This window comes from Geomesophilobacter sediminis (assembly GCF_016458275.1).
GTDB classification, from domain to species: domain Bacteria; phylum Desulfobacterota; class Desulfuromonadia; order Geobacterales; family Geobacteraceae; genus Geomesophilobacter; species Geomesophilobacter sediminis.
In genome coordinates this window covers 50,389-73,407 of record NZ_JAEMHM010000024.1, presented here as the reverse complement: position 1 = coordinate 73,407, position 23,019 = coordinate 50,389, and the positions used below count along the sequence as shown (strand labels likewise).

At 62.0% G+C, this 23,019-nt stretch carries 18 protein-coding genes; 7 read left to right on the top strand and 11 right to left on the bottom strand.

What is annotated here, in order from left to right; genetic code table 11:
* Positions 1 to 261 precede the first annotated feature (261 nt).
* Positions 262 to 1,878 (bottom strand): peptide-binding protein, encoded by a 1,617-nt coding sequence (locus JFN93_RS22470; RefSeq protein ID WP_199386627.1) that lies wholly within the window; start codon positions 1,876 to 1,878, stop codon positions 262 to 264.
* Positions 1,875 to 3,620 carry a tetratricopeptide repeat protein gene (locus tag JFN93_RS22465; protein ID WP_328754559.1) on the bottom strand — a complete coding sequence of 582 codons (1,746 nt, stop codon included), beginning with the start codon at positions 3,618 to 3,620 and terminating at the stop codon, positions 1,875 to 1,877. Before JFN93_RS22465 ends, JFN93_RS22470 begins: the two co-directional genes overlap by 4 nt.
* 206 nt (positions 3,621 to 3,826) lie before the next feature.
* Between JFN93_RS22465 and JFN93_RS22460 the strand changes: the two genes are divergently transcribed.
* The 5 genes from JFN93_RS22460 to JFN93_RS22440 all read left to right on the top strand — a co-directional run bounded on the left by JFN93_RS22460 (position 3,827) and on the right by JFN93_RS22440 (position 9,735).
* Complete coding sequence (locus tag JFN93_RS22460) at positions 3,827 to 5,377, top strand: bifunctional aminoglycoside phosphotransferase/ATP-binding protein (protein WP_199386626.1); 1,551 nt, start codon at positions 3,827 to 3,829, stop codon at positions 5,375 to 5,377.
* Positions 5,374 to 5,625 carry a hypothetical protein gene (locus JFN93_RS22455; RefSeq protein ID WP_199386625.1) on the top strand — a complete coding sequence of 84 codons (252 nt, stop codon included), beginning with the start codon at positions 5,374 to 5,376 and terminating at the stop codon, positions 5,623 to 5,625. The genes JFN93_RS22460 and JFN93_RS22455 overlap by 4 nt, the downstream gene beginning before the upstream one ends.
* On the top strand, positions 5,625 to 8,873 hold the full coding sequence (locus tag JFN93_RS22450; RefSeq protein ID WP_199386624.1) for a SpoIIE family protein phosphatase: 3,249 nt from the start codon (positions 5,625 to 5,627) through the stop codon (positions 8,871 to 8,873). The genes JFN93_RS22455 and JFN93_RS22450 overlap by 1 nt, the downstream gene beginning before the upstream one ends.
* 85 nt (positions 8,874 to 8,958) lie before the next feature.
* Positions 8,959 to 9,297 carry an STAS domain-containing protein gene (locus JFN93_RS22445; protein WP_199386623.1) on the top strand — a complete coding sequence of 113 codons (339 nt, stop codon included), beginning with the start codon at positions 8,959 to 8,961 and terminating at the stop codon, positions 9,295 to 9,297.
* Between the two features lie 12 nt (positions 9,298 to 9,309).
* On the top strand, positions 9,310 to 9,735 hold the full coding sequence (locus JFN93_RS22440) for an ATP-binding protein (RefSeq protein ID WP_199386622.1): 426 nt from the start codon (positions 9,310 to 9,312) through the stop codon (positions 9,733 to 9,735).
* Here the strand turns inward: JFN93_RS22440 and lgt are convergent.
* The 5 genes from lgt to JFN93_RS22415 all read right to left on the bottom strand — a co-directional run bounded on the left by lgt (position 9,728) and on the right by JFN93_RS22415 (position 14,449).
* Positions 9,728 to 10,513 carry a prolipoprotein diacylglyceryl transferase gene (gene lgt, locus JFN93_RS22435; protein WP_199386621.1) on the bottom strand — a complete coding sequence of 262 codons (786 nt, stop codon included), beginning with the start codon at positions 10,511 to 10,513 and terminating at the stop codon, positions 9,728 to 9,730. The two genes, JFN93_RS22440 and lgt, sit on opposite strands and share 8 nt — an antisense overlap.
* A gap of 272 nt (positions 10,514 to 10,785) precedes the next feature.
* Entirely contained in the window at positions 10,786 to 11,295 is a 510-nt protein-coding gene (locus tag JFN93_RS22430; RefSeq protein ID WP_199386620.1) for a DUF4124 domain-containing protein, read from the bottom strand.
* 45 nt (positions 11,296 to 11,340) lie between these two features.
* Complete coding sequence (locus JFN93_RS22425) at positions 11,341 to 11,682, bottom strand: histidine triad nucleotide-binding protein (protein ID WP_199386619.1); 342 nt, start codon at positions 11,680 to 11,682, stop codon at positions 11,341 to 11,343.
* Positions 11,683 to 11,838: 156 nt separating this feature from the next.
* Positions 11,839 to 12,609, bottom strand: coding sequence for a TlyA family RNA methyltransferase (locus JFN93_RS22420; RefSeq protein ID WP_199386618.1), 771 nt, complete (start codon positions 12,607 to 12,609; stop codon positions 11,839 to 11,841).
* Between the two features lies 1 nt (position 12,610).
* Entirely contained in the window at positions 12,611 to 14,449 is a 1,839-nt protein-coding gene (locus JFN93_RS22415; protein ID WP_199386617.1) for a UbiD family decarboxylase, read from the bottom strand.
* A 429-nt stretch (positions 14,450 to 14,878) separates the two neighbouring features.
* On the opposite strand from JFN93_RS22415, the gene JFN93_RS22410 reads away from it, so the two are divergent.
* Positions 14,879 to 17,374 carry a PAS domain-containing sensor histidine kinase gene (locus tag JFN93_RS22410; RefSeq protein ID WP_199386616.1) on the top strand — a complete coding sequence of 832 codons (2,496 nt, stop codon included), beginning with the start codon at positions 14,879 to 14,881 and terminating at the stop codon, positions 17,372 to 17,374.
* 207 nt (positions 17,375 to 17,581) lie between these two features.
* Positions 17,582 to 18,961, top strand: a complete 1,380-nt coding sequence (locus tag JFN93_RS22405; protein ID WP_199386615.1) for a sigma-54-dependent transcriptional regulator — start codon at positions 17,582 to 17,584, stop codon at positions 18,959 to 18,961.
* Positions 18,962 to 19,197: 236 nt separating this feature from the next.
* On the opposite strand, the gene JFN93_RS22400 is transcribed toward JFN93_RS22405, so the two are convergent.
* From JFN93_RS22400 to JFN93_RS22385, 4 genes are all read right to left on the bottom strand, one after another.
* Positions 19,198 to 19,518 (bottom strand): hypothetical protein, encoded by a 321-nt coding sequence (locus JFN93_RS22400; RefSeq protein WP_199386614.1) that lies wholly within the window; start codon positions 19,516 to 19,518, stop codon positions 19,198 to 19,200.
* A 34-nt stretch (positions 19,519 to 19,552) separates the two neighbouring features.
* Positions 19,553 to 20,908 carry a TRAP transporter large permease gene (locus JFN93_RS22395; protein ID WP_236021909.1) on the bottom strand — a complete coding sequence of 452 codons (1,356 nt, stop codon included), beginning with the start codon at positions 20,906 to 20,908 and terminating at the stop codon, positions 19,553 to 19,555.
* Between the two features lie 32 nt (positions 20,909 to 20,940).
* Positions 20,941 to 21,591, bottom strand: coding sequence for a TRAP transporter small permease (locus tag JFN93_RS22390; RefSeq protein WP_199386612.1), 651 nt, complete (start codon positions 21,589 to 21,591; stop codon positions 20,941 to 20,943).
* An 81-nt stretch (positions 21,592 to 21,672) separates the two neighbouring features.
* Complete coding sequence (locus JFN93_RS22385; RefSeq protein WP_199386611.1) at positions 21,673 to 22,668, bottom strand: TRAP transporter substrate-binding protein; 996 nt, start codon at positions 22,666 to 22,668, stop codon at positions 21,673 to 21,675.
* Positions 22,669 to 23,019 lie beyond the last annotated feature (351 nt).

The following is a 23,019-nucleotide window of genomic DNA, read 5'->3' as shown; positions in this document are numbered from 1 at the left end:
TCGGGACTGGGGGCTAGGGGCTAGGCTAACCCGCGATATTGATTCCCGAAATGGTGAAAGCGTCAGTATAGAACGAAATGCGGCAAAGGCCCAACTACATTTCACCGCGGAAAGGCAAATCCCCCCACCCCCCCTTTGCCAAAGGGGGGTGATGCGGGACCGAACAAGTCCCCCTTGGCAAGGGGGGGTGGTGCAGGACCGAACAAGTCCCCCTTTGCAAAGGGGGATTTAGGGGGATTTGCCTTGGTCCCTCCGCCAGCCTCAGTACCGCTGTTCCGCCTTGGGAACCCACCACTTGATCAGGTTGTGCATGATCCCGGCCGGGGCGGGCTCGATGCCACGGAAACGGGAGGATACCGCCGGCAGCGCGTCCGGTACGTACAAAAAGGTGTACGGCTGCTCGAAAGCCAGGATGTCCTGGATCTTGTAGTAGCATTCCCGCCGCTTGTTCTGGTCGAAGGTTCCCCTTCCCTCCACGATCAGCCGGTCGACTTCCGGATTTTTGAACCGGATGAAGTTCAGCTCCTTGGGCCCGGTCTTGGATGAGTGCCACACGTCGTAGAGGTCGGGATCCTGCCCGATGGTCCAGCCGAGCAGCACCGCCTCGAACCTTCCGGTGTCGATGAAGTTGGTCAGAAACGACGCCCATTCCAGCACCCGGATCTTCACGTCGATCCCGACCGCCTTCAGACGCTGCTGCATGATCTGGGCGGCCTTGATGCGCTGGTCGTTCCCCTGGTTGGTCAGGATCGTGAAGCTGAACCGCTTCCCGTCTTTCACCAGGATGCCGTCTTTCCCCATCACCCAACCGGCCTCCCGCAGAAGCTGCATCGCCCGCGCCGGGTTGTAGTCGAAATCGCGGATGTTCGGGTTCCAGGCCCAGGTCCCCGGCTTGTACGGCCCGCGGGCGACCTGCCCCATCCCGAAAAGCACCCCCTGGATGATCTCCTGCTTGTTGATCGCCGAGGTGATTGCCTGGCGCACCCGGCGGTCCTGGAACAGCGGGAGCCGCAGGTTATAGCCGAGATAGGTGTAGGCCGAGGCGGGATACCGGTACTTGTTGAAGCGGCTCAGGAATTCCGGCGTGTTGGTCTGGCGCTGGTACTGCACCGGCGACAGCCCCATCATGTCCAGGGTCCCCCCCTTGAGCTCCATGTACATCGTCGAGTTGTCGGGGATGATCCGGTAGATGTAGCGGTCGAGGTAGGGAGCCCCCTCCCAGTAGTCAGGGTTGGCATCGAGGGTGACCTTCTGCCCCGGGATCCACTCCTTGAAGATGAAAGGACCGGTCCCCACCGGTTTCCGCGAAAGCGGGCTCTTGGTGATGTCCTTTCCTTCCAGAAGATGGGCGGGGAGAACCGGCATCCCCCAGGAAGCCAGCGCCGGGGCGAACGGCTTGTCGTAGACCACCCGGAAGGTGTACGGATCGGGGGCCGACGCGCTTTTGACCTGTTTGAAGTCTTCGGCGTAGGCGGTGGGGGTTTTCGGGTCGATGGTGACCCGGTAGGTGTACATGACGTCGCGGGAGGTGAACGGGGCGCCGTCGTGCCACTTCACCCCCTTGCGCAGATGGAACGTGATGGTGAGGCCGTCCGGGGCTACCTCCCAGGACTGGGCCAGGTCCCCTTCCAGATTCAGGTTCTTGTCGTAGCGCACCAGACCGTCGTAGACCAGACCGCTGATGTCGCTTGAGGCACTGTCCGAGGAGAGGATCGGGATCAGGTTGGAGGGCTCGCCGATGCTCCCGGTCACCAGGGCATCGCCGTGGACCGGGGTGCCGGCCTGGGGCCGGGGTTTTACTACCGCGGCCGGCTCACGTTCCGTGCAGCCGGCCGAAAGGAGGAGGATCAGGAGGAAAAACCACCGGAATTGTTTCATTTATCGGCAGCCTCGATCCGGCAGCGGCGGATCTTGTCGGCAAGGTCTTTACGCTCGGGCTCCATCTGCTGCAGTCGTTTGTAGAGCGGGAGCGCCTTTTTGTAAGAGTGCTGGGCACAGTACGCGTCGGCCAGGTGCCCCAGGACCGTCGCATCGTCGTCGATGATCTCTACGGCCTTTTCCAGCTGATAGACCGCCTCTTCGTAGCGCTTCTGCTTGTAATAGGTCCACCCGAGGCTGTCGATGATGAATCCGTCGTCCGGGCGCAGCGCCACCGCCTTTTTGAGGTAGGCCTCCGCCTCGTCCAGGTTGATCCCCATCTCGGCATAGGTGTAGCCGATGTAGTTGAGCGCCTGCGGGTCGTCCGGGGTCGCCTCGAGCACCTTTTTCATCATGGCGATGGAGGTCTCGCGCATCCCGATCTTGTCGTAGAGAACGCCGAGCCGGAAGTTCACCCGCGGATCGGCCTGGAGCGACTTGTCGATGCCGGTGAGGACCTGGATCCCGTCGGAGTAGCGCTCCATCGACTCGTAGAGGCCGGCCAGCTGCAGGTAAGGCTCCGGCTTGAGCGGGTTGGCCGCAACCTCGTTCTTCAGCAGGGTGATGGCGCGCGCCGAGTCCCCCTTGTCCTTGTAAAGAAAGGCGAGATGGCCCACCGCGTCGGCATAGTAGCTGGAATCCTTGGGGATCTGGGAGAAGGTCTCGATGGCATGGGTGGCGTCACCCATCTCCTCGTAGGCGGAGCCCAGGTAGAAGCGGACCTGCTGCGCACCCGGCTCGTTTTTCAGGATCTCCTGGAAGGTGTCCACCGCCTCGTCGTAGCGCTCCAGCTCCAAAAGGAGCAGGCCGATCTTCCGGGAGTTCTCGACGCTCTCGGTCCCCTCCTGCTGCAGGAGCTCCAGCGCATCTTCCAGCTTTTTCTGCTGGATGTAGAGCTGGGCCAGATGCTGCACCACGGAGTTGTTGCCGGGGTTGTTCTCCAAAAGGGCCTTGTAGGTCTCGATGGCGTCGTCGATCAGCCCCTGGTTTTCCTGGGAAACCCCCATCTCGATCAGCGCCTGCTCGAAATCCGGCTTGAGCTCGACCGCCTTCTTGTAATAGCCGAGCGCCTCGCGCGGCAGCCGCATCTGGTCGTAGGTCTTGGCGAGGTAGTAGTAGCCGAGCGGCGAATCCGGGACCGCCTTCACCATCGCCTTGAGCGTATTGACCGCCTGCTCGTAATCGAAGATCTTGAGGTAATAGATGGCAACGTGGAGATAGACCTCCTCGCGGGTCGGGTCGAGCTCCATGACCTTCTTGAAATAAGGGATCGCCTCCTTCTCCTTCTGGGCGGCGATCAGGATGTTGCCGGCGAGCAGTTGGGCCTGCAGAAACTTCGGATCCAGCCTTATCGCCGTCTCGCACTCGGCGAGCGCTTCATCGGTCCGGTTCAGCTGGGCGTAAATCTGCGCGGCGGCCGTGTGCAGGAACGGGGAGGCGGGATCGGCGTCGATCGCACTTTTCAAAAGCGAGAGCGCCCCCTCGGCGTCGCCGGAGACGGCGCGCAGGTGCGACTCGGCGAAAAGGCTCATGGTGCGGGCTTCGGCAGAGACAGGGACCGGTTGAGCGAGATGCGGCGCATCCTCACTGGACACCGGCGTCGTGACATTGAGCGCACGATCGGTGGCACAGGCGGGAAGTACTGCAAACAACATGAGTAGGGGGAGATACTTCTTGATCATGGGGGTCCTGTCACTGCGCATTTACATTCCTTAACTAGCGGCGGCAAAGCCTAAAAAATCGCGACATCGCGAGGGTGTTATATCCCGCGAGATGACGCGATTTGGACAGCAGAAAAGCTAGCATAAATAGGTTACAGCGTCAAACAACATTTATCCGCTATGGCTGTTGCACCGCAATTGGGCTATGATAGTATTCTCAAGTGATATCGTCAGCTTAAAGGTACGCTATGACGCCCGAGCTTATCAAGGCACTCTTAAAACCCGCCGCTTACCTGGAGTCGACCGGGTCCGTCGTCCTGCGTCAAACCCATGTGTCATATCTGTTCCTGACCGACAGCTTCGTTTACAAAGTCAAAAAGCCCGTTAATTTCGGCTTTCTCAACTTTTCCACCGTGGACCGACGCCGCTTCTACTGTGAGGAGGAAGTCAGACTCAACAGCCGCCTTTCTCCTGAGCTTTACCTCGGCGTCGTCGAACTGAGGCAGGCCCCGGAGGGGGGCGCCTTCCACGGCAGCGGCGCGGTGATCGACTATGCGGTCAAGATGAAGCGGCTTCCGGAGGAGCGGATGCTGGCGCGCCTTCTGGAAGAAGGTGCGGTGGGCGCGGCGGACCTGGAGGCGATCGCCCGCACCCTCGGCGCGTTCCATCTGGAAGCGCGCCGCGGGCCGGAAATCGATGCCTGCGGGACCGTCGCCGCGGTCACCCGCAACTGGGAAGAGAACTTCCGCGAGGCGGCCCCCTTCGTCGGCACCACGCTGCCGCAAGGCGACCTCGCCGTGGTGCGCGGTTACGTGGACCGGTTCCTGCACGAAAGCGGCGCCCTGATCCAGGACCGCCTGCAGAAAGGGTTCGTCCGCGAATGCGACGGCGACGTCCACAGCGCCAACATCTGCCTCGCCGAACGGGTCTACATCTTCGACTGCATCGAGTTCAACGAGCGTTTTCGCTACAGCGACACCGCCGCCGACACCGCCTTTCTCCTGATGGACCTGGAGTTCTCCGGCCGCGCCGAGCTCGGGGCCCCCTTTCTCGCCACCTACCGCACGGTGACCGGCGACGACGTGCCGCCCCGGCTCCTCGACTTCTACCGCGCCTACCGTGCCTTCGTGCGGGGCAAGGTGGAGAGCCTGGAGGCCGGCGACCCCCAGGTGCCGCAGGCGCAGCGGGAAGAAGCGCGCTCCCGGGCCGAGCGTTATTTCCGTCTCTGCCGGGGGTATGCCCTGCGCAGCGCCCTCTCCCCCACCCTGGTCTTGACCTGCGGACTCATGGGGAGCGGCAAGAGCACCTTTGCGGCCGAGCTGGCCTTTGAGCTTGGCTGCGCGCTCTACCGGGGCGACGTCGTCCGCAAGGAGCTCTTTACCCCGAGGCGCGCCCCCGAGGCCTACGACGGCGGCATCTACACGCCGGAGTGCAACCGGGCCACCTACCGGGAACTCCTCAGCCGGGCGGAGCAGGCTCTCGCCCAAGGGCGTTCCGTTGTGGTAGACTCGACCTTCCGCCGCAAAAGCGACCGGCACACCTTCGCCGAACTGGCAAAGCGGCACGGGGCGCGCTGCGTCGTGGTGGAACTCACCTGCGACACCGAGACGGTGCGCCAGCGGCTTCTCGCCCGGGAAGGCAACCCCGACGAGGTCTCCGACGGTCGATGGGAGCTCTTCGCGGCGCAGCAGGCTGAATACGAAGCGCCGGAAACCGGCGAAGCGATTGCCGTCGACGGGGCGCTGCCGGTCCGCCAGGTGGTGGATGCCGCGCTCAGGAAAATGGGGCTGCTGCCATGATACGACGGCAACTGCGGGAACATATCAAACGCCAGCTGCGCCTCAAGGACACCTGGGTGATCCTTTTCGTGCTCGGCTTCATCATGATGAACTACCCGTTTCTGAGCATCTTCAACAAGCCGGTCCTGGTCCTGGACATCCCGCTTCTCTACCTCTATCTCACCCTGGGTTGGGTGATTTCCATCACCATCGCCTATCTTTTTGCACGCAGCATTGCCCACCGAAGCGACGACGAGGACCGTCACTGATGCTGAGCGTCGACCTCGTCTGGGGAACCGCCCTCCTCTACGTCGCCCTGTTGTTCCTGGTCGCCTACTATGCCACGGTGCGCCAGCGGGAGGGGCGCAGCATCACCCGCGGCGCCGGCATCTATTCCCTCTCCATCGCCGTCTATGCCACCTCCTGGACCTTCTACGGCGGGGTCGGCAAGGCCGCGACCACCGGCCTCGACTTCCTCCCCATCTACCTGGGCCCCACCCTCACCGCGTTTTCCTGGTGGTTTTTGCTGCGCAAGATGGTCCGCATCTCGAAAGAAAACAACATCACCTCCATCGCCGACTTCATCAGCTCCCGCTACGGACGCTCCCAATGGCTCGGGGGGCTGATCACCCTGATCACGGTCATCGGGATCATGCCGTACATCGCCCTGCAACTGCGGGCGGTCTCCACCTCGTTCACCATCATCACCGGCTACCGCGACTTCCACGTGGGGCTCATGGACCAGATCCTGCTACCCCTTCCCCACCCGGGGCTCTACTCGGCGCTGCTGCTGGGGGTCTTCGCGATGCTGTTCGGGGCGCGGCACCTGATCTCCGCCGAACGCCACGAGGGTCTTTTGGCGGCGATCGCGGTGGAATCGGTGGTGAAGCTCGCCGCACTGATCACGGTCGGCTTCTTCGTGACCTACGGGATCTTCGACGGGGTAGGCGACATCTTCACCCGGCTGCAACAAAAAGATCCCCTCCTTTTGCACCGGCTCACCACCTTGGGCTCCGACGGAACCAACTACGGCACCATGTTCACCATGCTCACCCTTTCCATGTGCGCGATCATGCTCCTGCCGCGCCAGTTCCAGGTGATGGTGCTGGAAAACGCCGACGAAAACCACGTCAACTCCGCCTCCTGGCAGTTCCCGGCCTACCTCTTCGCGATCAACTTCTTCGTGATGCCGATCGCCCTGGGGGGGCTCCTCTATACCGGGAAAAGCGCCGGCTCCGACTACTTCGTGCTCACCATCCCGCTCGAGGCCGGGCATCCTTGGCTCGCCCTGGTGGCCTTCCTCGGAGGGCTTTCCGCTTCGGCGGGGATGGTGATGGTGGAGTCGGTCGCGGTGGCGACCATGGTCTTAAACCACGTGGTGACCCCGATCGTGATCCGGTTCAAGCCGCGCAGCTTCTTCCCGGCCCTGCTCATCAACCTGAAGCGGGGCGGCATCTTCATGGTGGTCCTTTTGGGCTACTTCTACCAGTCCACCGTGGGCGAGAGCTTCATGCTGGCCAACATGGGGCTGATCTCCTTTTCCGCGGCCTCGCTCTTCGCGCCGGCGCTTCTGGGGGGGCTCTACTGGCCGCGCGGCAACAAGATCGGCGCCATCACCGGGCTCACCCTGGGATTTGCCGTCTGGTTCTACACGCTGCTCCTCCCCTCCCTGGTGCACGCCGGCTGGTGGGAATCGGAAATCCTCCTCTACGGTCCGTTCCACCTCACCTTCCTGAAACCGAACGCCCTGTTCGGTCTCTCCGGCCTGGACCCGCTCACCCACACCCTTTTTTGGAGCATGTTCCTGAACCTCACCGCCTACCTGGGACTTTCCATCGTCTTCGGGCAGAGCGAAAAGGAAAAGGAACAGGTGGAGCGCTTCGTGCGGGTGTTCGCCCCCACTCACGACCAGCCGCTTCATTTCGAGACCAAGCGTCTTTCCAAGCCGGTCACCATCATGCAGTTTGTGAACCTGATGTCGAAGTTCATCGGCGAGACCCCGGCGCACGCGGCGATTGCGGATTACCTGGGGGAAAAGGAGATCGACAGCCAGGGCGGGGTCTCCGAGTTCGAGCTGCCCAACCTGAAGCGCTTCGTGGAGAAGACCCTGGCCGCTTCGCTTGGGGGGGCCGCGGCGGGGGCGGTGGTGGAGAGCTACCTCTCCGACCTGGGGTCCAAGATGGAATCGGTGTACGACATCTTCTCGACGGTCCGCACCTCGCGCGACCAGAGCCGCGAGGCGCTTTTCGTGCGGCTGCGCGCCTCGGAGATCATGAACCGCTCGCTTGAGCTCGACATCATCATGGACGACCTGCTGGCCCTGCTCCTGAGGGAATTCAAGCTCGACCTCTGCGTGATCCGGCTCTTAAACGACGACGGGGTGCTCAAGGTGCGTGCCTACAAGGGGGAGACGGCGACCCGCATCACCACCGAGGACCGGCTCCTGGAGATCGACACCCACGTCGGCGAGGCCTTTTTGGGGAAGCGGAGCGAGATCGTCAACGACGCCTCCTTCATCACCAAGCCGACCTCGCGCGAGATCCTGGACCGGGAGGGGATCAAGTCCTTTGCCCACATCCCGATCGCCAGCGAGGGGATCCCCCCGGTCGGCATCCTCTCGGTCTTCTCCCGTTCCCTGGTGGGGCTTTTCACCGAGCAGTTCGTGGAACTTCTGGAAAGCCTCGCCGGGCAGCTCGCCCAGGCGGTGCGGATCGTGGCGGAGCGCGATGCCCGGGAGCGCGAGCGGCGCCAGAAGGAAGAAGCACTGTTGCAAAACGCCCGGGTGACCCGCGAGCTGGAGCTCGCCAAGCAGATCCAGCTCTCCCTGCTCCCGGAGGCGCCGCCGGACGTCCCGGGAGTGAGGCTTGCCTGCCGCTGCGTCCCGGCCACCCACGTCGGGGGGGATTACTACGATTTCTTCCCCGCCTCAAGCGGGGCGCTGGACTTGGTGATCGCGGACGTCTCCGGGCACAGCGTCGGGGCCGCGCTGATCATGGTAGAGACCCGCAGCGTGCTGCGCGCCCAGGTGCAGTCGGGAAAAACCAAGTCGCCGGCGGACACCCTCGCCCTGCTGAACCAGTTCCTCTACGACGACCTGAACCGGGCCGAGCTCTTCATCACCATGTTCTGTTGCCATTATCATCCGGAAACCCGGATCCTGAGCTATGCCAACGCCGGGCACACCCGTCCCATCCTCTTCAGGAAAGGGAGGATGCAGGAGCTGGATGCGGAGGGTCTGATTCTGGGGATCGAACACGAGGTGGTGTTTGAGGAGAAGCGGATGACGTTGGAGCCGGGAGACCTGGTGTTCATCTACACCGACGGCATCATCGAGGCGGAGGAGAAATCCGGCGAGCTTTTCGGGATCCCGAGGCTGAGCGCCCTGCTCTCCGGCATGGTTGACCGGGAGCCTCAGGAGATTGTGGATCGGGTCCTGTCCGAAGTTAACGCCTTTTCCGGCGGTCCTTTACAGGACGATGTTTCCATGATAGTCATGAAGGTGGCCAAATCGGGGTGAGACGATTTGGGTTAAAGGTTGATAATAGCGACTACTTCATGCACAATACTGGTAGCGCATCTTTTTAATTATAAAGGAGACGGCTATGAACCTTCAGAATGAAACCAGAAACGACGTCGTCATCATCTATGTCAAGGAGGAGCGTCTCGACGCACACAACTCTTCCGAATTAAAGAGCGCGGTGCAGAAACTTTTCGAAGATGGAAAGAAAAATGTGCTGGTCGACCTGAGGGACGTCCGGTTCATTGACAGTTCGGGACTCGGTGCGCTGGTCTCCGGATTCAAGAATGCCATCTCGCATCAGGGAAACCTGAAGCTCTCTTCGCTGCAGTCCCAGGTCAAGTCCATGTTCGAGCTGACCAGACTGCACCGGGTGTTCGAGATCTTTCCGTCGACCTCCGAAGCGATCGACAACTTTCAGTAAGCGAGGCGCTCGATGGCTGGAAACTCGATCGAGTTCGACATCAAGGTTCCGAACAAGACCCGGTACCTGAGCCTCATCGGCAAGATCGGCGAGGACATTGCGCGGGAGCTGGACCGTTACGGCGGCGACCGCGACACCCTCGCCTACCACTTGAATCTCGTCCTCACCGAGGCGATGGTGAATGCCATCAAGCACGCCGGGCCCAATGAGCCGGAAAAGCTGGTCCGGATCGTCATCTCCATCATCTCCGACGAGATGACCATCCGGGTCTACGACGACGGCCAGGGCTTCGACATCAACGAGATCCCGCCCCCCAATTTCGACGAGTTGGAAGACCGCGGCCGCGGCATCTTCCTGATCCGCTCCCTCATGGACTCCGTCTGCTACTGGAAAAGCCATCGGGAGAACGTCCTGGAAATGAAGAAGAAGCTTATCTAGGCTCCTCCCCCCGCTTCAGCCGATACAGCACCATTCCCAATCCGAGCACGAACATGGGGAGGCTCAAAAGCTGCCCCATGGAAAGCCCGTCCCACAGATAGCCGAGCTGCGCATCCGGCTCGCGCACGAACTCCACCAGAAAACGGAATAACCCATAACAGGCGATGAAGGCCCAGAACACCACCCCTTCCCGCTTCACGGTGCGCGAGATGGTGAAAAGCACCAGGAACATCACCGGCCCTTCCAGAAACGCTTCGTAGAGCTGGGAAGGATGGCGCGGCAGCGGGCCTCCGTTCGGGAACACCATCCCCCAGGGGACGTCGGTCACCCGGCCGTAGAGCTCGCCGTTGATGAAATTGCCGATCCGCCCCAGGAAAAGGCCGACCGGCCCGGCGACGAAGCCGACGTCGGCGATCTGGTAGAAGCGGATCTGGTGTTTCCGGATGTAGTAAAGGCCGGCGATGATCACCCCGGTGAGGCCGCCGTGAAACGACATCCCCCCCTCCCAGACCGCGAAGAGTTTCCCGGGATGGGCGATGTAGTAATCGAAGTTGTAGAAGAGGATGTAGCCGAGCCTGCCGCCGAGGATGACGCCGAGCGCCTCGATGAAGACCAGGTCCGCCACGTCGTCCTTGCTGAGTTTGATCCCCTTGCGCCGTACGCCGGAAAGGATGATGAAATAGGCAGAGATAAAGCCGAGGATATACATCAGGCCGTACCAGCGGAATTCGAGGGGCCCCAGCTTAAGGAAGACGGGGTTGATCTGAGGATAGGTCATGCGGACACGCTCCGGAAAAAGGATCACCTAACCTAGCAGCAAACGCCAGGGGTGTCAATTCAGTGGAAAGGAGACAGTGAACAGGAGACACAAAGAAGATGAGCTGATCAAACTGGCACCGGCTAAATCGCTCCCCCAACGGCCCCTCCCCTTCAAGCGGAGGGACAGGGTGAGGATGGGGTTTAGACCGATAGTGAATAAATCGAGACGGCCCGTGGAATTCCTTCCACGGGCCGTCTCGTTCCAGTTACGAGTTTTCTACGAAAAGCCTTTTACTGCCTGAAGTCCGCCGGCACCCCGGCCGCATCGGCCTCGGCGGTCAGCTCGTCCAGCCTTTTGCGCTTCCCCTGCATCCGGGCTTCGTCCTGTCTCAAGGAGTTCTGCAGGGTCAGGTACTCGGTCCGGCTCATCTTGGAGATGTCCTTCATCCGGGTCCCAATCTCGCGGACATCCTGCTCGGCAACCTTCAGCTCGCCCCTGGCCTGGGCGAAGTCGGCACGCCAGGTCTTTTCGTCCTTGCCGCCGTACAGCGTTTTCCTCTCCGGCTGCCGCTCGGAGGCCTTGGTGACGGGCGCTCCCTTGCCGGTGGATTCGGTAGTCTCGGTAATCTGCGGCGCACCGGTCTCGTCACCGATGACCCGCACCTTTTTCCGGTATTTCTTGGGGACCTTGCCGAGGTCTTCGGTGAAATTCACCGTTCCCTTGCTGTCGACCCATTCGTAGGTCGTGGCATAAACGGTGGCCGGAAGAAGAAGTAGCGGAATCAACAGGAGTTTTTTCATATCTCACCTCGCGAAGTGCTATGTTAGCGACCGCGCCGACAGGTGTCAACCCGGAGGCCAGGCAAAATGTCTGCCGCCGAGCAGATGAAAATGGATGTGCCACACCGATTGGCCGGCATTGGCGTTGTTGTTGTTCACGATCCTAAAGCCCCCTTCGGCGATGCCGCGCTCCCGGGCCAGCGTTGCGGCAGCGCGGTAGACGGCGCCCATGAGCAGGTCGTCCTCCGGGGTGAGATCCAGGGAATTCACCAGGTGCTTTCTGGGGATGACCAGGATGTGGGTCGGCGCCTGGGGATTGATGTCCTCGATGGCGAAGACGAGTTCGTCTTCGTAGACCTTCTTCACCGGGATCTCGCCCCTTTCCATCTTGCAGAAAAGACAATCCATTCGAACCTCCGTGATTACATGTTCTTACCGATGAATTTTCAGCGCCCCTCTTACCATTGCCAAGCCGGAGCTTTGGATGGGCGGATACGTTTCCAAGGTGGAGCTGGGGAACGAGTAGGAATTTTTTGAGATCGTTGCCCTGACGTCCCCTCCCCTTCAGGGGGAGGGACAGGGTGAGGATGGGTTTGCCGGTTTCCGCAGATGGATCAGGAACTCCTTGTTCCCCTTGGGTCCGGTGATCGGCGATTCGCAGACGCCGAGCACCTCCAGCCCCAGGCCGCGGGCCAGTTCGCTCACCGAGTCCACCACCTCGGCGTGCTTCTTCTCGTCCCGCACCACGCCCCCCTTCCCTACCTGCCCCCGTCCCACCTCGAACTGCGGCTTGATCAGGGCAACCACCTCGCCGCCGTCGCGGATCAGGCGCAGGGTCGGCGGCAGCACCTTGTCCAGCGAGATGAAAGAGGCATCGATCACCGCCAGGTCGGGGATCTCCGGCAAGGTCTCCGGCTCCAGGTAGCGGATGTTGGTTTTTTCCAGGTTCACCACCCGCGGGTCTTCCCGCAGCTTCCAGGCGAGCTGCCCGTAGCCGACGTCCACGGCGATGACCCCGCGTGCTCCGTTTTGCAGAAGGCAATCGGTGAAGCCGCCGGTCGAGGCTCCCACGTCCATGGCAAGCCGCCCGCTCACGTCGACCCCGAACGCCTCAAGCCCCTTGGCAAGCTTCAGGCCGCCCCGGCTGACATAGGGAAGCACCTCCCCCTTCAGGCGGATCTCCGCGGTCACCGGCACCATCAGCCCGGCCTTGTCGGCCAGGTGGTCATCCACCACCACCTGCCCCGCCATGATGAGCGCCTTCGCCTTCTCCCGGGAGGGAGCCAGCCCCCGCTCGAAAAGCAGCTTGTCGAGTCTGTCTTTCTCTGCCGCCATGCTAGATGATCCCGTGCAGCGGTCCGCCCGCGGCACCAAGCTGGTCGATCCGGCGCTCCACGTCCGGGTCCTCGATCAGCGGCGGGGCGTGGTGGGGCTTGATCCGCGCGTCGATGATCAGGGGTCCGGTGCAGCCCCATTTCTTGTCCTGGAAGCGTTCCCCGACCCCGTAAATGTCGCTGGCGGGGTCGGAACGGGTGAAGGTGACCCAGAGGAAGTTGTTGAGCGACGCGGCGGTGAAGCGGCTGTCGTCGCAGACGACCACGATCGGGAAGGCATCGAGTCCCGGCACCCCTTGCAGCGCCTCGCAGAGCCGCCCCATCACCTCGTTGTCGTCCTTGCGGCTCAGGCATTGGGGCCCCTTCACGGCGATGACCCCGGGGAGACAGATCGCCGGGGCGGAGAACCCTTCCGCCAGGCGCAGTCCGGCGGGAAGCTCCGTCCCCAGGGTGCGGCGTTTCGGTCCCACGGCGGCGAAGACCACCTTGGATCCTTCGTTGATGGTGCCCCCGGTGTAATCGAGGGTGTCCATGGTGGTCGCGGTCTGGAAATGCAGGTCGCGACGCAGGTCGATCCGCTCCAGAACATGGGCGAGGAAGGCCGGGATATCGTGGACATCGAGGTTGGGGGAATCCTCGTGCGCCGAAATCATCAGGTACTTGGCCAGGGAGAGCTGCCCCTGCCCGAGGATCGCGTTGGCAATGGTCAGAAGCTCCTGCGGCCGGCGCCGCTCCCCGTAGGGAACGTAACGCTCGCTGCCGATCGCCAGCAAAAGCGGGTGGACCCCGGCGGCATCGACGGCGTGCACCGCCTTGACCCCGGAGATGACCGTCGGGATGAGGGGACCGGTGAGCTCGTGGATGAACTCGCCGAAGGAGGTGTCCTCCTGGGGAGGCCGACCCACGGTGGTAAAGGGCCAGATGGCGCCTTCGCGATGGAAGACCTCTTCTACTTTCAGGACCGGGAATTGATGGGCCAGGCTGTAGTAGCCGAGGTGATCGCCAAAGGGGCCCTCCGGGAGGGTCTTGGACGGATCGACGGTCCCGCAGATGCAGAAATCGGCCTCGGCGGGGATCGGCAGGGCATCGCCCCGCTCCACCATCTCGATCCGGTGCCCCCCGAGCAGCCCGGCAAAGGAGAGCTCGGGCATCCCCTCGGGAAGCGGCATCACGGCGGCCACGGTCATCGACGGAGCCCCGCCGACGAAGACGTTGACCCGGAAAGGAGCGCCGGTGTCGATCGCCTCGGCGTGGTGAAAGCCGATCCCGCGGTGGATCTGGTAGTGCAGCCCGACCTCCTCGTTGGGGGAATACTCGCCGCCGGAAATCTGCACCCGGTACATCCCCAAGTTGGAATGGCGCACCCCGGGACGGTGCACGCTCTCGGAGTAAACCTGCGGCAAGGTGATGAAGGCACCGCCGTCATCGGGCCACGATTTCAACTGGGGAAGCTGGTCCAGCGTGGTGCGGTGGGCCAGGACGGGGCCGTCGCCGACCATCTTCGGGAGAAGATGCAGCGCGGCCGGAACTACCGAAAAGATGGCGGCCGGATCCTTCAAAAGATAGCGCGGGTCGATCTTGAGTTGCACCAGGCGCTCCACCGCCCGCAAGGTATCGCGGAAGATGTACCGGGTCCGCTCCAGGGTACCGAAAAGGTTCCCCAGCATCGGAAACGAGCCCCCTTTGACGCGGGTGAACAGCAGGGCCGGCCCACCGGCCTGGTAGACCCGGCGCTGGATCGAGCCGATCTCAAGCTCCGGCGAGAGCTCCTCATCGATCCGGATCAGCCTCCCCTGCCGTTCCAGGTCGGCTACGCACTGTTGTAAGTTCCTGTATCCCAAGAGGTTCCCCCCAAATTCATTTCGTCGCAGCCGGTGGCGGCCTGCGGGGCCGGACCGGCGTCGTAACGACCGATTATTCCTAACGCACGGACCGGGTCAAGTCAATCATAAAAGCGGCCGTAACATCAGCCGACCAACGGGGGACGGGCACCGCAGGTGCCTCTCCCCCTCTTCACGGGGTAGTTTGCCAAGAGCACGGGAAGCCTCAGGTTTCGCTTCTCAACGCGACCTGCGCAGCTGCCGTCAATCACGCCAATAACGGCGCGCCCACAAGAGCCGGCACGGTTCACTGTTATTTCCTGACTCCGTCCTGTATCAGCGTCTCCGAAATCAGTACCGTATATGAAATGAAAACTTGACCCTCTGTAACAATTCAGTGTACTCACACCTATGACTATGTTTGCTAACTGTCGGTAATCCAGGTACTCCATGCCGCGTCTGACCATCTTCAAGAAGATCCTGATCATCACGCTGCTTCTATCGCTGCTGCCGCTGCTGATCTCGTCGGCCGTGCTCCTCATCAACCTCCGGACGACCAATACGCACCTGTCGGCCGAGATCGCCGCCACCGACGACCTGCAAGCGTCGGAAACGCTTCAGATGCGGGCGCGGCAGGTGGCCCAGGACGTTGCGGACTTCCTGCATCAAAGCGAAAGCGACCTCCTCTTTCTATCCCGGTCCCATTTGGACCAACAATCCCTGTTGAACTTCTACGAAACCCGCCGCGCCGAAGTCTGGCAGCGCAACGGCAGCGCCTCGGCGACCCGGGAAAAGCGGGAGCTCGTCCCGATCTACAGCTCCATCGCCCTCATCGACCGCAACGGTCGGGAACGGGTGGTGATCCGGGCGGGGCGGTTCGTACCGGAAGCGCAGCTGCGCAACGTAGCCGACCCGCGCCAGACCGAATACCTGAGCGAGGACTACTTCGACCGGATCCGCCGGCTCAAGCGCGGTGCGATCTACGTCTCGCACCTCACCGGCTTCCATGTCTCCAAACAGGAGCAGCTGGCCGGGGCTTCCGACCCGGAAAACGCCTACGACGGCACCATCTACCGTGGCGTGATCCGTTTCGGCTCCCCCCTGTTCGACCGCAGGGGGGCCTTCGCCGGCATGGTGGTCCTCTCCCTGGACCACCGGCACCTCATGGAATTTACCCAGCACGTGGATCCCGGGCGCGGCTTCTCCACCATCTTCCCATCTTACAAAAGCGGCAACTACGCCTTTCTCTTCGACGACGAGGGGTGGATCATCACCCATCCCAAGTTCTGGGACATCCGCGGGGTGGACCGAAACGGCGTCCCCGTTCCCCCTTACACCGAGCACTCAAGCACCGTCGACATCGAAACCGGCCGCATCCCGTACAACCTCGACTATGCCGGATTCATCCACCCGAGCTACCCCAGGGTCGCCGACGCGGTGCGCCACCACCGGACCGGGTTTGTCGACATCACCAACGTGGGCGGCGCCAAGAAGATCATGGCGTACGCGCCGATCAACTACGATACCGGCGACTACCGTAAATATGGCGTCTTCGGCGGAGTCACCATCGGGTTCCAGGTGGACCAGTTCCACGACGCGGCACGCCGCGGCAGCCGCGTCATCGACAAGCAGCTCGGCAAGCATCGCACCACCAGCGCGATCATCATCTTCCTGTCCGCCCTGCTCTCCGGATTGTCCGCCTGGGCGCTTTCCCGTGGCATCAGCCGTCCGCTGCGCCAGTTGACCGAAGGGGCCCACCGGTTGGCCGCCGGGGACAGTCACGAACGCGTTTCGGTCACCTCCAACGACGAGATCGGCGAACTGGCGCAGACCTTCAACATGATGGCGGACGAACTGGAGCTCCGGAAGGAAAGCCTGCTGGCCACCCTCGAAGAGCTGCGGACCTCGCGCCAGGAGATCCTGGACGAGCGGAACTTCAAGACCAGCATCCTGGAGAGTATTTCCAGCTCCATCGTCACCTTCTCTCCCGACGGCGGCCTCACCTCGATCAACCGGACCGGGCGCAACTTTTTTGGGGCGGAGATCCCGTTGGATACGAATTTCCGTGCGGTCTTCGCCGGTTGGGGAAACCTGGGGGACCGGGTCGCGCATGCGCTGGAGACCCGTTCCGGCTATGGCCGCACGCCGCTCATGATCGAGCGCGGCGCCGAGATGATGTATTTCGAGCTCGGGCTCTTCCCGATCGGCGCCGATGGCACCCAAGGGCTCACCGTCACCATGCGCAACGAGACCGAACGCGAGAAGCTGCGCGAGGAGATGACCCGCCTGGACCGCCTGGCCTCCCTCGGCAAGCTCTCCGCCGGCATCGCCCACGAGGTGCGCAACCCGCTCACGGGGATCCTCCTTTTGCTCGACGATCTTCACGACCGCGCCGTCTCGGGCTCGCCGGACCAGGAGCTCCTGAAACGAGCCCTGGCGGAAATCGAGCGGGTGGAGCGGTTGGTGAACGCGCTTTTGAACTACTCTTCGCCGCCGCGGGCCGAACTGCGCCAGGCCGACCTGAACCTGGTGCTGAACGACACCCTGCTCCTGATGCGGCGTCAGTGCGAGCGCCAAAAGGTGCGGCTCTTCTTCGCCGAGACCCCGCTTCCCACCTTCCGTTTCGACCCGGAAAAGATCAAGCAGGCGGTAATGAATATCATCCGAAACGCGCAGGAGGTGCTTCCCAACGGGGGCGAGATCCGCATGGCCGCCGCTGCTGAGGAAGGATGCGTGCGGGTGGAAATCACCGACAACGGTCCGGGCATCGATGCGGCGGACCTGCCGCTCATCTTCGAACCGTTCTTCACCCGCAAAGGGGTGGGAACCGGGCTCGGCCTCTCCATCACCCAGCGGATCGTGGAGGAGCACCGCGGCACCATAGCGGTCAGCAGCACCCCGGGCGAGGGAACCCGCTTCACCATCCGCCTGCCGCTGCAGGAGTAGAGATCCGCCGAAGGTCAGGCGCCGGGAATGCCCCTCCACCAAGAGAGCGCCGAATTGCCTTCGCGCCAGGCATGGCGCTCCCACAGCGTTGGGGTCAGCCCGGACTTTTCGGCACCACGTTTGCATCTATTTTCCACCGTTTCCAACTACTTTCCGGGTTCCATCCCGCCACCACTTCCGGCTTTGCTTCTCAGCAGAAAGGAACGCATGGAAAAGATTCTCATCGTCGACGACGAAGCCTTCATCCGCGAGAACGTGGAGCGGATCCTGGGGGACGAAGGATTCCAGGTTTGCAGCGCCGCCACCGGCAGCGAGGCCCGCGACATCGTCGCCTCTGAAGAGATCGACCTGGCGCTGCTCGACCTGAACCTCGGCAACGAGGACGGTCTGGAGCTCCTCAAGTCGCTCAAGGAGATCGATCCCGAGCTCCTGGTGATCATCATCACCGGGTACGGATCGGTGGAAAGCGCCGTGGAATCCCTCAAGATGGGGGCCTTCCACTACATGAAGAAGCCCTTCAAATCCGACGCGCTCCGGCTCATCGTGAAGCTGGCGCTCAAGACCCAGACCCTTCGGCGGGAAGTCCGCAACCTGCGCCGCGCCGACGGTTTCCTCCCCGGGAGCGACCCGTTCATCGGTCGCAGCAAGGCATTTGAGGAGGTTGTCGCCCAGGTCCGGGAAATCGCCCGCATCCCCTCGACGGTGCTCATTACCGGCGAGTCGGGAACCGGCAAGGAACTGGTCGCCCGCGCCGTCCACAACCTGTCCGACCGCAAGGACGCGCCCTTCATCGCCATCAACTGCGCCTCCATGCCGGCGACCCTTTTGGAGAGCGAGCTTTTCGGCCATGAAAAAGGAGCCTTCACCGGTGCGATGAACCGGAAGTCCGGGCTGTTGGAGGAGGCGCAGCACGGCACGGTATTTCTGGATGAAATCGGCGAGATGGACATGGCGATGCAGGCGAAACTCTTGCGGGTGCTGCAGGAGCGGACCATCCGCCGGGTCGGGGGGGTGAAAGACCTCCCGATCGACGTCCGGGTCATCGCCGCTACCAACCGGAACCTGAAACGGCGCATCGAGGAAGGGAGTTTCCGCGAGGACCTTTTCTACCGGCTGAACGTCTTCCCGATCCACATCCCTCCGCTTCGGGACCGGATCGAGGACATCGCGCCGTTGGCGATGTTCTTCCTGGACCACTTCAGCCGCGCGTTCGGCCGCAATTTCCGTGAGGTTTCTCCGGAAGCCGCGACCCTGATGGTGCGCTACAGCTGGCCGGGAAACATCCGCGAGCTGCGCAACGCGATGGAACGGATCTGCATCATGCGTCCCGGTCCCACGCTGCTCCCGGAACACCTCCCCCAGGAGCTGCGGGAAACGGTCGCCGCCGAGCCGCCCCAGAGCGCCGAAGCGGCCCCCCTTGCCGCGCTTTCTCCGGAAATGGGTCTGGAGGAGGCGGTCTGCGCCCTGGAAAAAAACCTCATCATGCAGGCGCTCCAGAAAACCGGCGGCAACGTGTTGCAGACCGCGATCAACCTGAAGGTCCCCCGCGGCACGCTGCGTTACAAGATGGACAAGTACGGGCTGTGACCCGTCGGCCCCCTCCAGCGAGACTGGCGGATTTCCGCCACGAAGATGCCCGCTGAAACTGAAAATTGGTAGGCCCTAAAACTCCCCCCTTTGAAAAAAGGGGAGCGGGGGGGATTTGCTTCTAGCCATCTCGATGGGAAAGGCAATTCCCCCTGAGCCTTTCCAAAATTGTCACAAAGGAAAAGGGGTTGAGCCTTTGGGCCCAACCCCTTTTCATGTCTGAATCTCTTAACGTCTTACTGCTGAGCCGCGAGAACCGGCTCCTTCTTCCGGGAAAGCACCGCGGCCGCGGTCACCCCCCAGGGCCCTCCGATCAAAAGCATGCTGGCCAGGCTGGTGAAGATCCGCTCGATCCCGACCTGTTCCGCCAGATGGGCATGCAGGATGCCGGTAGCGACACCCAGCCGGACCGCCAGGGCAACGGCAGCCGGGACGCCGACCGTCGCCAGGCAGAAACGCCATTTACTCCCCCGCTCCAGCTTCAAGCGCCAGATCAGTATTGCGTGGCAGGCCGCGTTGAGTGCCACGATCAGGTAGATGAAGAGATGATTGGACATGATAAACCTCGTGCCGGCCGCAACGCGAACCGGCCTACATCATCCCCATGATCTTGGGGAGCCAGATGGAAAGCGACGGCCAGTAGGTGACGATGATCAGGAAGACGACCATCGTCCCCAACCAGGGTAGGACGGCCACCGTCAGTTCCGTGATGCTCAATTTGGAGATGCCGCTGGCGACGTACAGGTTCAGGCCGACCGGCGGGTGACACAGCCCGACCTCCATGTTGGCGTCGATGAGGATGCCGAAGTGAACCGGGTCGATCCCGAGCTTCATGGCCGCCGGGAAGAGGATCGGCGCGAAGATCAGGATGATCGAGGACGGCTCCATGACGTTACCGGCCAGCAGCAGCACCAGGTTGACGAAGATCAGAAACGTCACCACGCCCAGGTCCTTGCCCAGGATCCAGTCCGCCATCGCCTGCGGGATGTTCTCGTGCGACATGAGGAACGAGAAGAGCACCGCGTTGGTGATGATGTAGAGGAGCATCGCGCTCAGGTTGGCGGAAGCGAGCAGGACGCGGGGCACGTCCTTCATGCCGAGGTCCTTGTAGATGAAGACCGAGATGAAGAAGGCATACACCGCCGACATCGCGGCCGCCTCGGTGGCGGTAAAGATGCCGGAGTAGATCCCGCCGACGATGATGACGACGAGCATGAGACCCCAGACGCTGTCGCGGAACGCCTTGGCCCGCTGCCCCCAGGTGGCCTTCTCGAGACGGATGTAGTTACGTTTTTTGGAGATGTACCAGGTGACGATGCAGAGCATGATGGTGAGCAGGATCCCCGGGACCAGACCGGCGACGAACAGGGCGCCGATCGAGGTGTTGGTCGAGATCGCATAGATGACCTTGGGGATCGACGGCAGCATCAGGATCCCCAGCGAGCCGGCACAGACGATGACCCCGGCGCCGAACCGCATCGGGTAGCCGTGGCGCACCATGGCCGGCAGGATGATGGAGCCGATGGCGACGACGGTGGCGACGCTCGACCCGCAGACCAGGGCGAACATGGCACAGGCAAGAATCCCGGCCAGGGCCAGGCCGCCGTGCCAGTGCCCGATCATGCTGGTGGCGAAGTTGATCATCCGGCGGGCGACCCCGCCATGGGTCAGGAAGTTGCCGGCCAGGATGAAAAACGGGATCGCCATGATCTCGAACTTCTCGATCCCGGTGAAGAGCTTCAGGGCGACCGCCTCGATCGGGACGTTGGTCAGGAGATACAGGAAGGTGAGAACGGTAAGGCCCAGCGCGATGGAAACCGGAACGCCGGTCAGCATCAGGGTAAGCAACAGGGCGAAGACGATCCCGACGTTGCCGTAGTATACGGCGATGCCGCCGAACAGCATCCCCAGGCCGATCAACCATCCGGCGGCCTTGGGTTTACTCATCGGAGGTACGACATGAATTGCTTCCACGTGGCTCATTTTCCGGCACCTCCGGCAACGAGTTCGACTTCCGCCTTGGCGGTTACAGCTTCGGTCTCTTCCTCGAGACCTTCGACGTGGGCCTCGTTATGGCGCGGCAGCTCCCCGGTCCGGATGAAACGCCAGCCGACCTGCAGGAAACGGAAGCACATCAGGTACGAGCCGAGAGGTACGGCGGAGTAGACCACCCAGGTCGGCCATTCGAGGTCCGGGGTGATCGGTCCTTCCGGCAGCTCCCCGGTCGGGAGGCCGAAGCGGTGGAACACGGCGTAGTGCATGCCGTTTTCCCAGACGAAACGCCATCCAAGGGTCCCGATGATACCGGTGAAGAAGGCGCCGCAGACGATCGCCACCATCACCCCTTTCTTGCGCCAATCCACCGGGAGCCGGTTCACCAGCACGTCGACCCCGACGTGAATCCCGGAGCGGACCCCGTAGGCGGCGCCGAACTTCGCCATCCAGACGAACATGTAGATACAGAGTTCCTGGGCCCAGCTCAGGTTCAGGTTGATCAGCCAATCCTGAACCACGGGAATGGGAAATCCGGCGGCATAGCGATGGACGATCGAAACGAAAATGATGAGGGTTGCTGCCCCCATGAGGAAGGTGATGATCGCTTCCTCCAGATGATCGAGATACTTCATCATGGCGTCTTCTCCCGAAGGATTTTTTCTTGAAAAGGGGCCGCGGCATCGACGGCCGCGGCCCCTGCTTGCAACTTGGGACCGTTAGGGCTTGTAACCGGTATCTGCGTAAACTTCGCGGACGATGTCGGCACCGATGCGGGCCTGGTTTTCCCTGTGGGCCTTGTCCATCGCCTTTTTCCAGGCGGCGCGCTCCTGCGCGGTGAGGTAGATGATCTGGGAGCGGCCGGATTTCTTCACGCCGGCCAGTGCCTCGTCGTTATCCTTCTTGGCGACGTCGTTGGCGAACTTGGTGGCGTCCCTCATGCACCCTTCGAGGATGGTGCGGATGTCCTTCGGCAGGCTTTCCCAAAATTTCTTGTTCACGATGACGGCATAGCCGAGATAGCCGTGGTTGGAAACGGTTACGTACTTCTGAACCTCGTGCATTTTCTGGGTGTAGAGGTTGGAGGGGGGGTTCTCGGTGCCGTTCACGACGCCGGTCTGCAGCGCCTGGTAAACCTCGGAGAAGGCGAGGACCTGCGGAATGGAGCCTACGGCGCGCATCTGGGCGTCGAGCACCTTGGAGGACTGGATGCGCATCTTCAGGCCGCGGAAATCAGCTACGGTCCGGAGCGGCTTGTTGGCGCTCATCACCTTGAAGCCGTTGTCCCAGTAAGCAAGGCCCAGGATCCCCTTGGGCTCCAGTTTCTTGAGGAGCTTGGCGCCGACCGGCCCCTGAGTGACCTTGTGGAGGTCCTGGTAGTCGTTGAAGATGAACGGGAGGTCGAACACCTCGAATTCCTTCACTCCGAGCGGGGCGAACTTGGCCAGCGAGGGGGCGAGCATCTGGACGGCGCCCAGCTGCAGCGCTTCCATCTCTTCCTTGTCCTTGTAGAGCTGGCTGTTCGGATAAACCTCGATCTTTACCCTCCCTTTGGTGCGCTGCTCAGCAAGTTTCTTGAAGTAGTCGGCGGCCTGCCCTTTCGGGGTGTTCTGCGCCACGACGTGGCTGAACTTGATGACGATCGGCCCGGCGGCCAGCGCACTCGACGCGAAGGCGACCAAAAGGACTGCAGCAAGCAAAGCTTTCAGTTTCATGTTTCTCTCCTTTAGTGAATGATGGTGAGCCTTCCGGTAAGACATAATTTTAAGATGATGTTTTACGAGCAGGGAACGTGCCAACCAAGGTGCGGCGGCAGCGCCCCGAAATTCAATGAAAACCGCTTATCCCAAGAAGATATGCCGCCCGCTATTGGCCAAAATCAGCCAATCGTGTGGCGGTTTACCGCCACTCAAGATTAAGAACGAACGTCGTTATTCGTTACAGGTTCGGCGCGCGGCAGGATGCCTCAAACGATGTCCCACTCTTGACACATCAGTGCACGTTGTTAGCATCGACTAATTGTCCAGACCGACACTGCCTATTTCTCCTACTCAAAGGGAGGCGCC

Excerpts from the sequence above, each read along its gene's own strand:
- JFN93_RS22405 (WP_199386615.1), top strand. The coding sequence starts at position 17,582 with ATGGAAAAGATTCTCATCGTCGACGACGAAGCCTTCATCCGCGAGAAC.
- JFN93_RS22465 (WP_328754559.1), bottom strand. The coding sequence starts at position 3,620 with ATGCGCAGTGACAGGACCCCCATGATCAAGAAGTATCTCCCCCTACTC.
- JFN93_RS22440 (WP_199386622.1), top strand. The coding sequence starts at position 9,310 with ATGGCTGGAAACTCGATCGAGTTCGACATCAAGGTTCCGAACAAGACC.
- JFN93_RS22455 (WP_199386625.1), top strand. The coding sequence starts at position 5,374 with ATGATACGACGGCAACTGCGGGAACATATCAAACGCCAGCTGCGCCTC.
- JFN93_RS22420 (WP_199386618.1), bottom strand. The coding sequence starts at position 12,609 with ATGGCGGCAGAGAAAGACAGACTCGACAAGCTGCTTTTCGAGCGGGGG.
- JFN93_RS22410 (WP_199386616.1), top strand. The coding sequence starts at position 14,879 with ATGCCGCGTCTGACCATCTTCAAGAAGATCCTGATCATCACGCTGCTT.
- JFN93_RS22395 (WP_236021909.1), bottom strand. The coding sequence starts at position 20,908 with ATGAGTAAACCCAAGGCCGCCGGATGGTTGATCGGCCTGGGGATGCTG.
- JFN93_RS22470 (WP_199386627.1), bottom strand. The coding sequence starts at position 1,878 with ATGAAACAATTCCGGTGGTTTTTCCTCCTGATCCTCCTCCTTTCGGCC.
- JFN93_RS22400 (WP_199386614.1), bottom strand. The coding sequence starts at position 19,518 with ATGTCCAATCATCTCTTCATCTACCTGATCGTGGCACTCAACGCGGCC.
- JFN93_RS22445 (WP_199386623.1), top strand. The coding sequence starts at position 8,959 with ATGAACCTTCAGAATGAAACCAGAAACGACGTCGTCATCATCTATGTC.
- JFN93_RS22425 (WP_199386619.1), bottom strand. The coding sequence starts at position 11,682 with ATGGATTGTCTTTTCTGCAAGATGGAAAGGGGCGAGATCCCGGTGAAG.
- lgt (WP_199386621.1), bottom strand. The coding sequence starts at position 10,513 with ATGACCTATCCTCAGATCAACCCCGTCTTCCTTAAGCTGGGGCCCCTC.
- JFN93_RS22385 (WP_199386611.1), bottom strand. The coding sequence starts at position 22,668 with ATGAAACTGAAAGCTTTGCTTGCTGCAGTCCTTTTGGTCGCCTTCGCG.
- JFN93_RS22430 (WP_199386620.1), bottom strand. The coding sequence starts at position 11,295 with ATGAAAAAACTCCTGTTGATTCCGCTACTTCTTCTTCCGGCCACCGTT.
- JFN93_RS22390 (WP_199386612.1), bottom strand. The coding sequence starts at position 21,591 with ATGATGAAGTATCTCGATCATCTGGAGGAAGCGATCATCACCTTCCTC.
- JFN93_RS22450 (WP_199386624.1), top strand. The coding sequence starts at position 5,625 with ATGCTGAGCGTCGACCTCGTCTGGGGAACCGCCCTCCTCTACGTCGCC.
- JFN93_RS22460 (WP_199386626.1), top strand. The coding sequence starts at position 3,827 with ATGACGCCCGAGCTTATCAAGGCACTCTTAAAACCCGCCGCTTACCTG.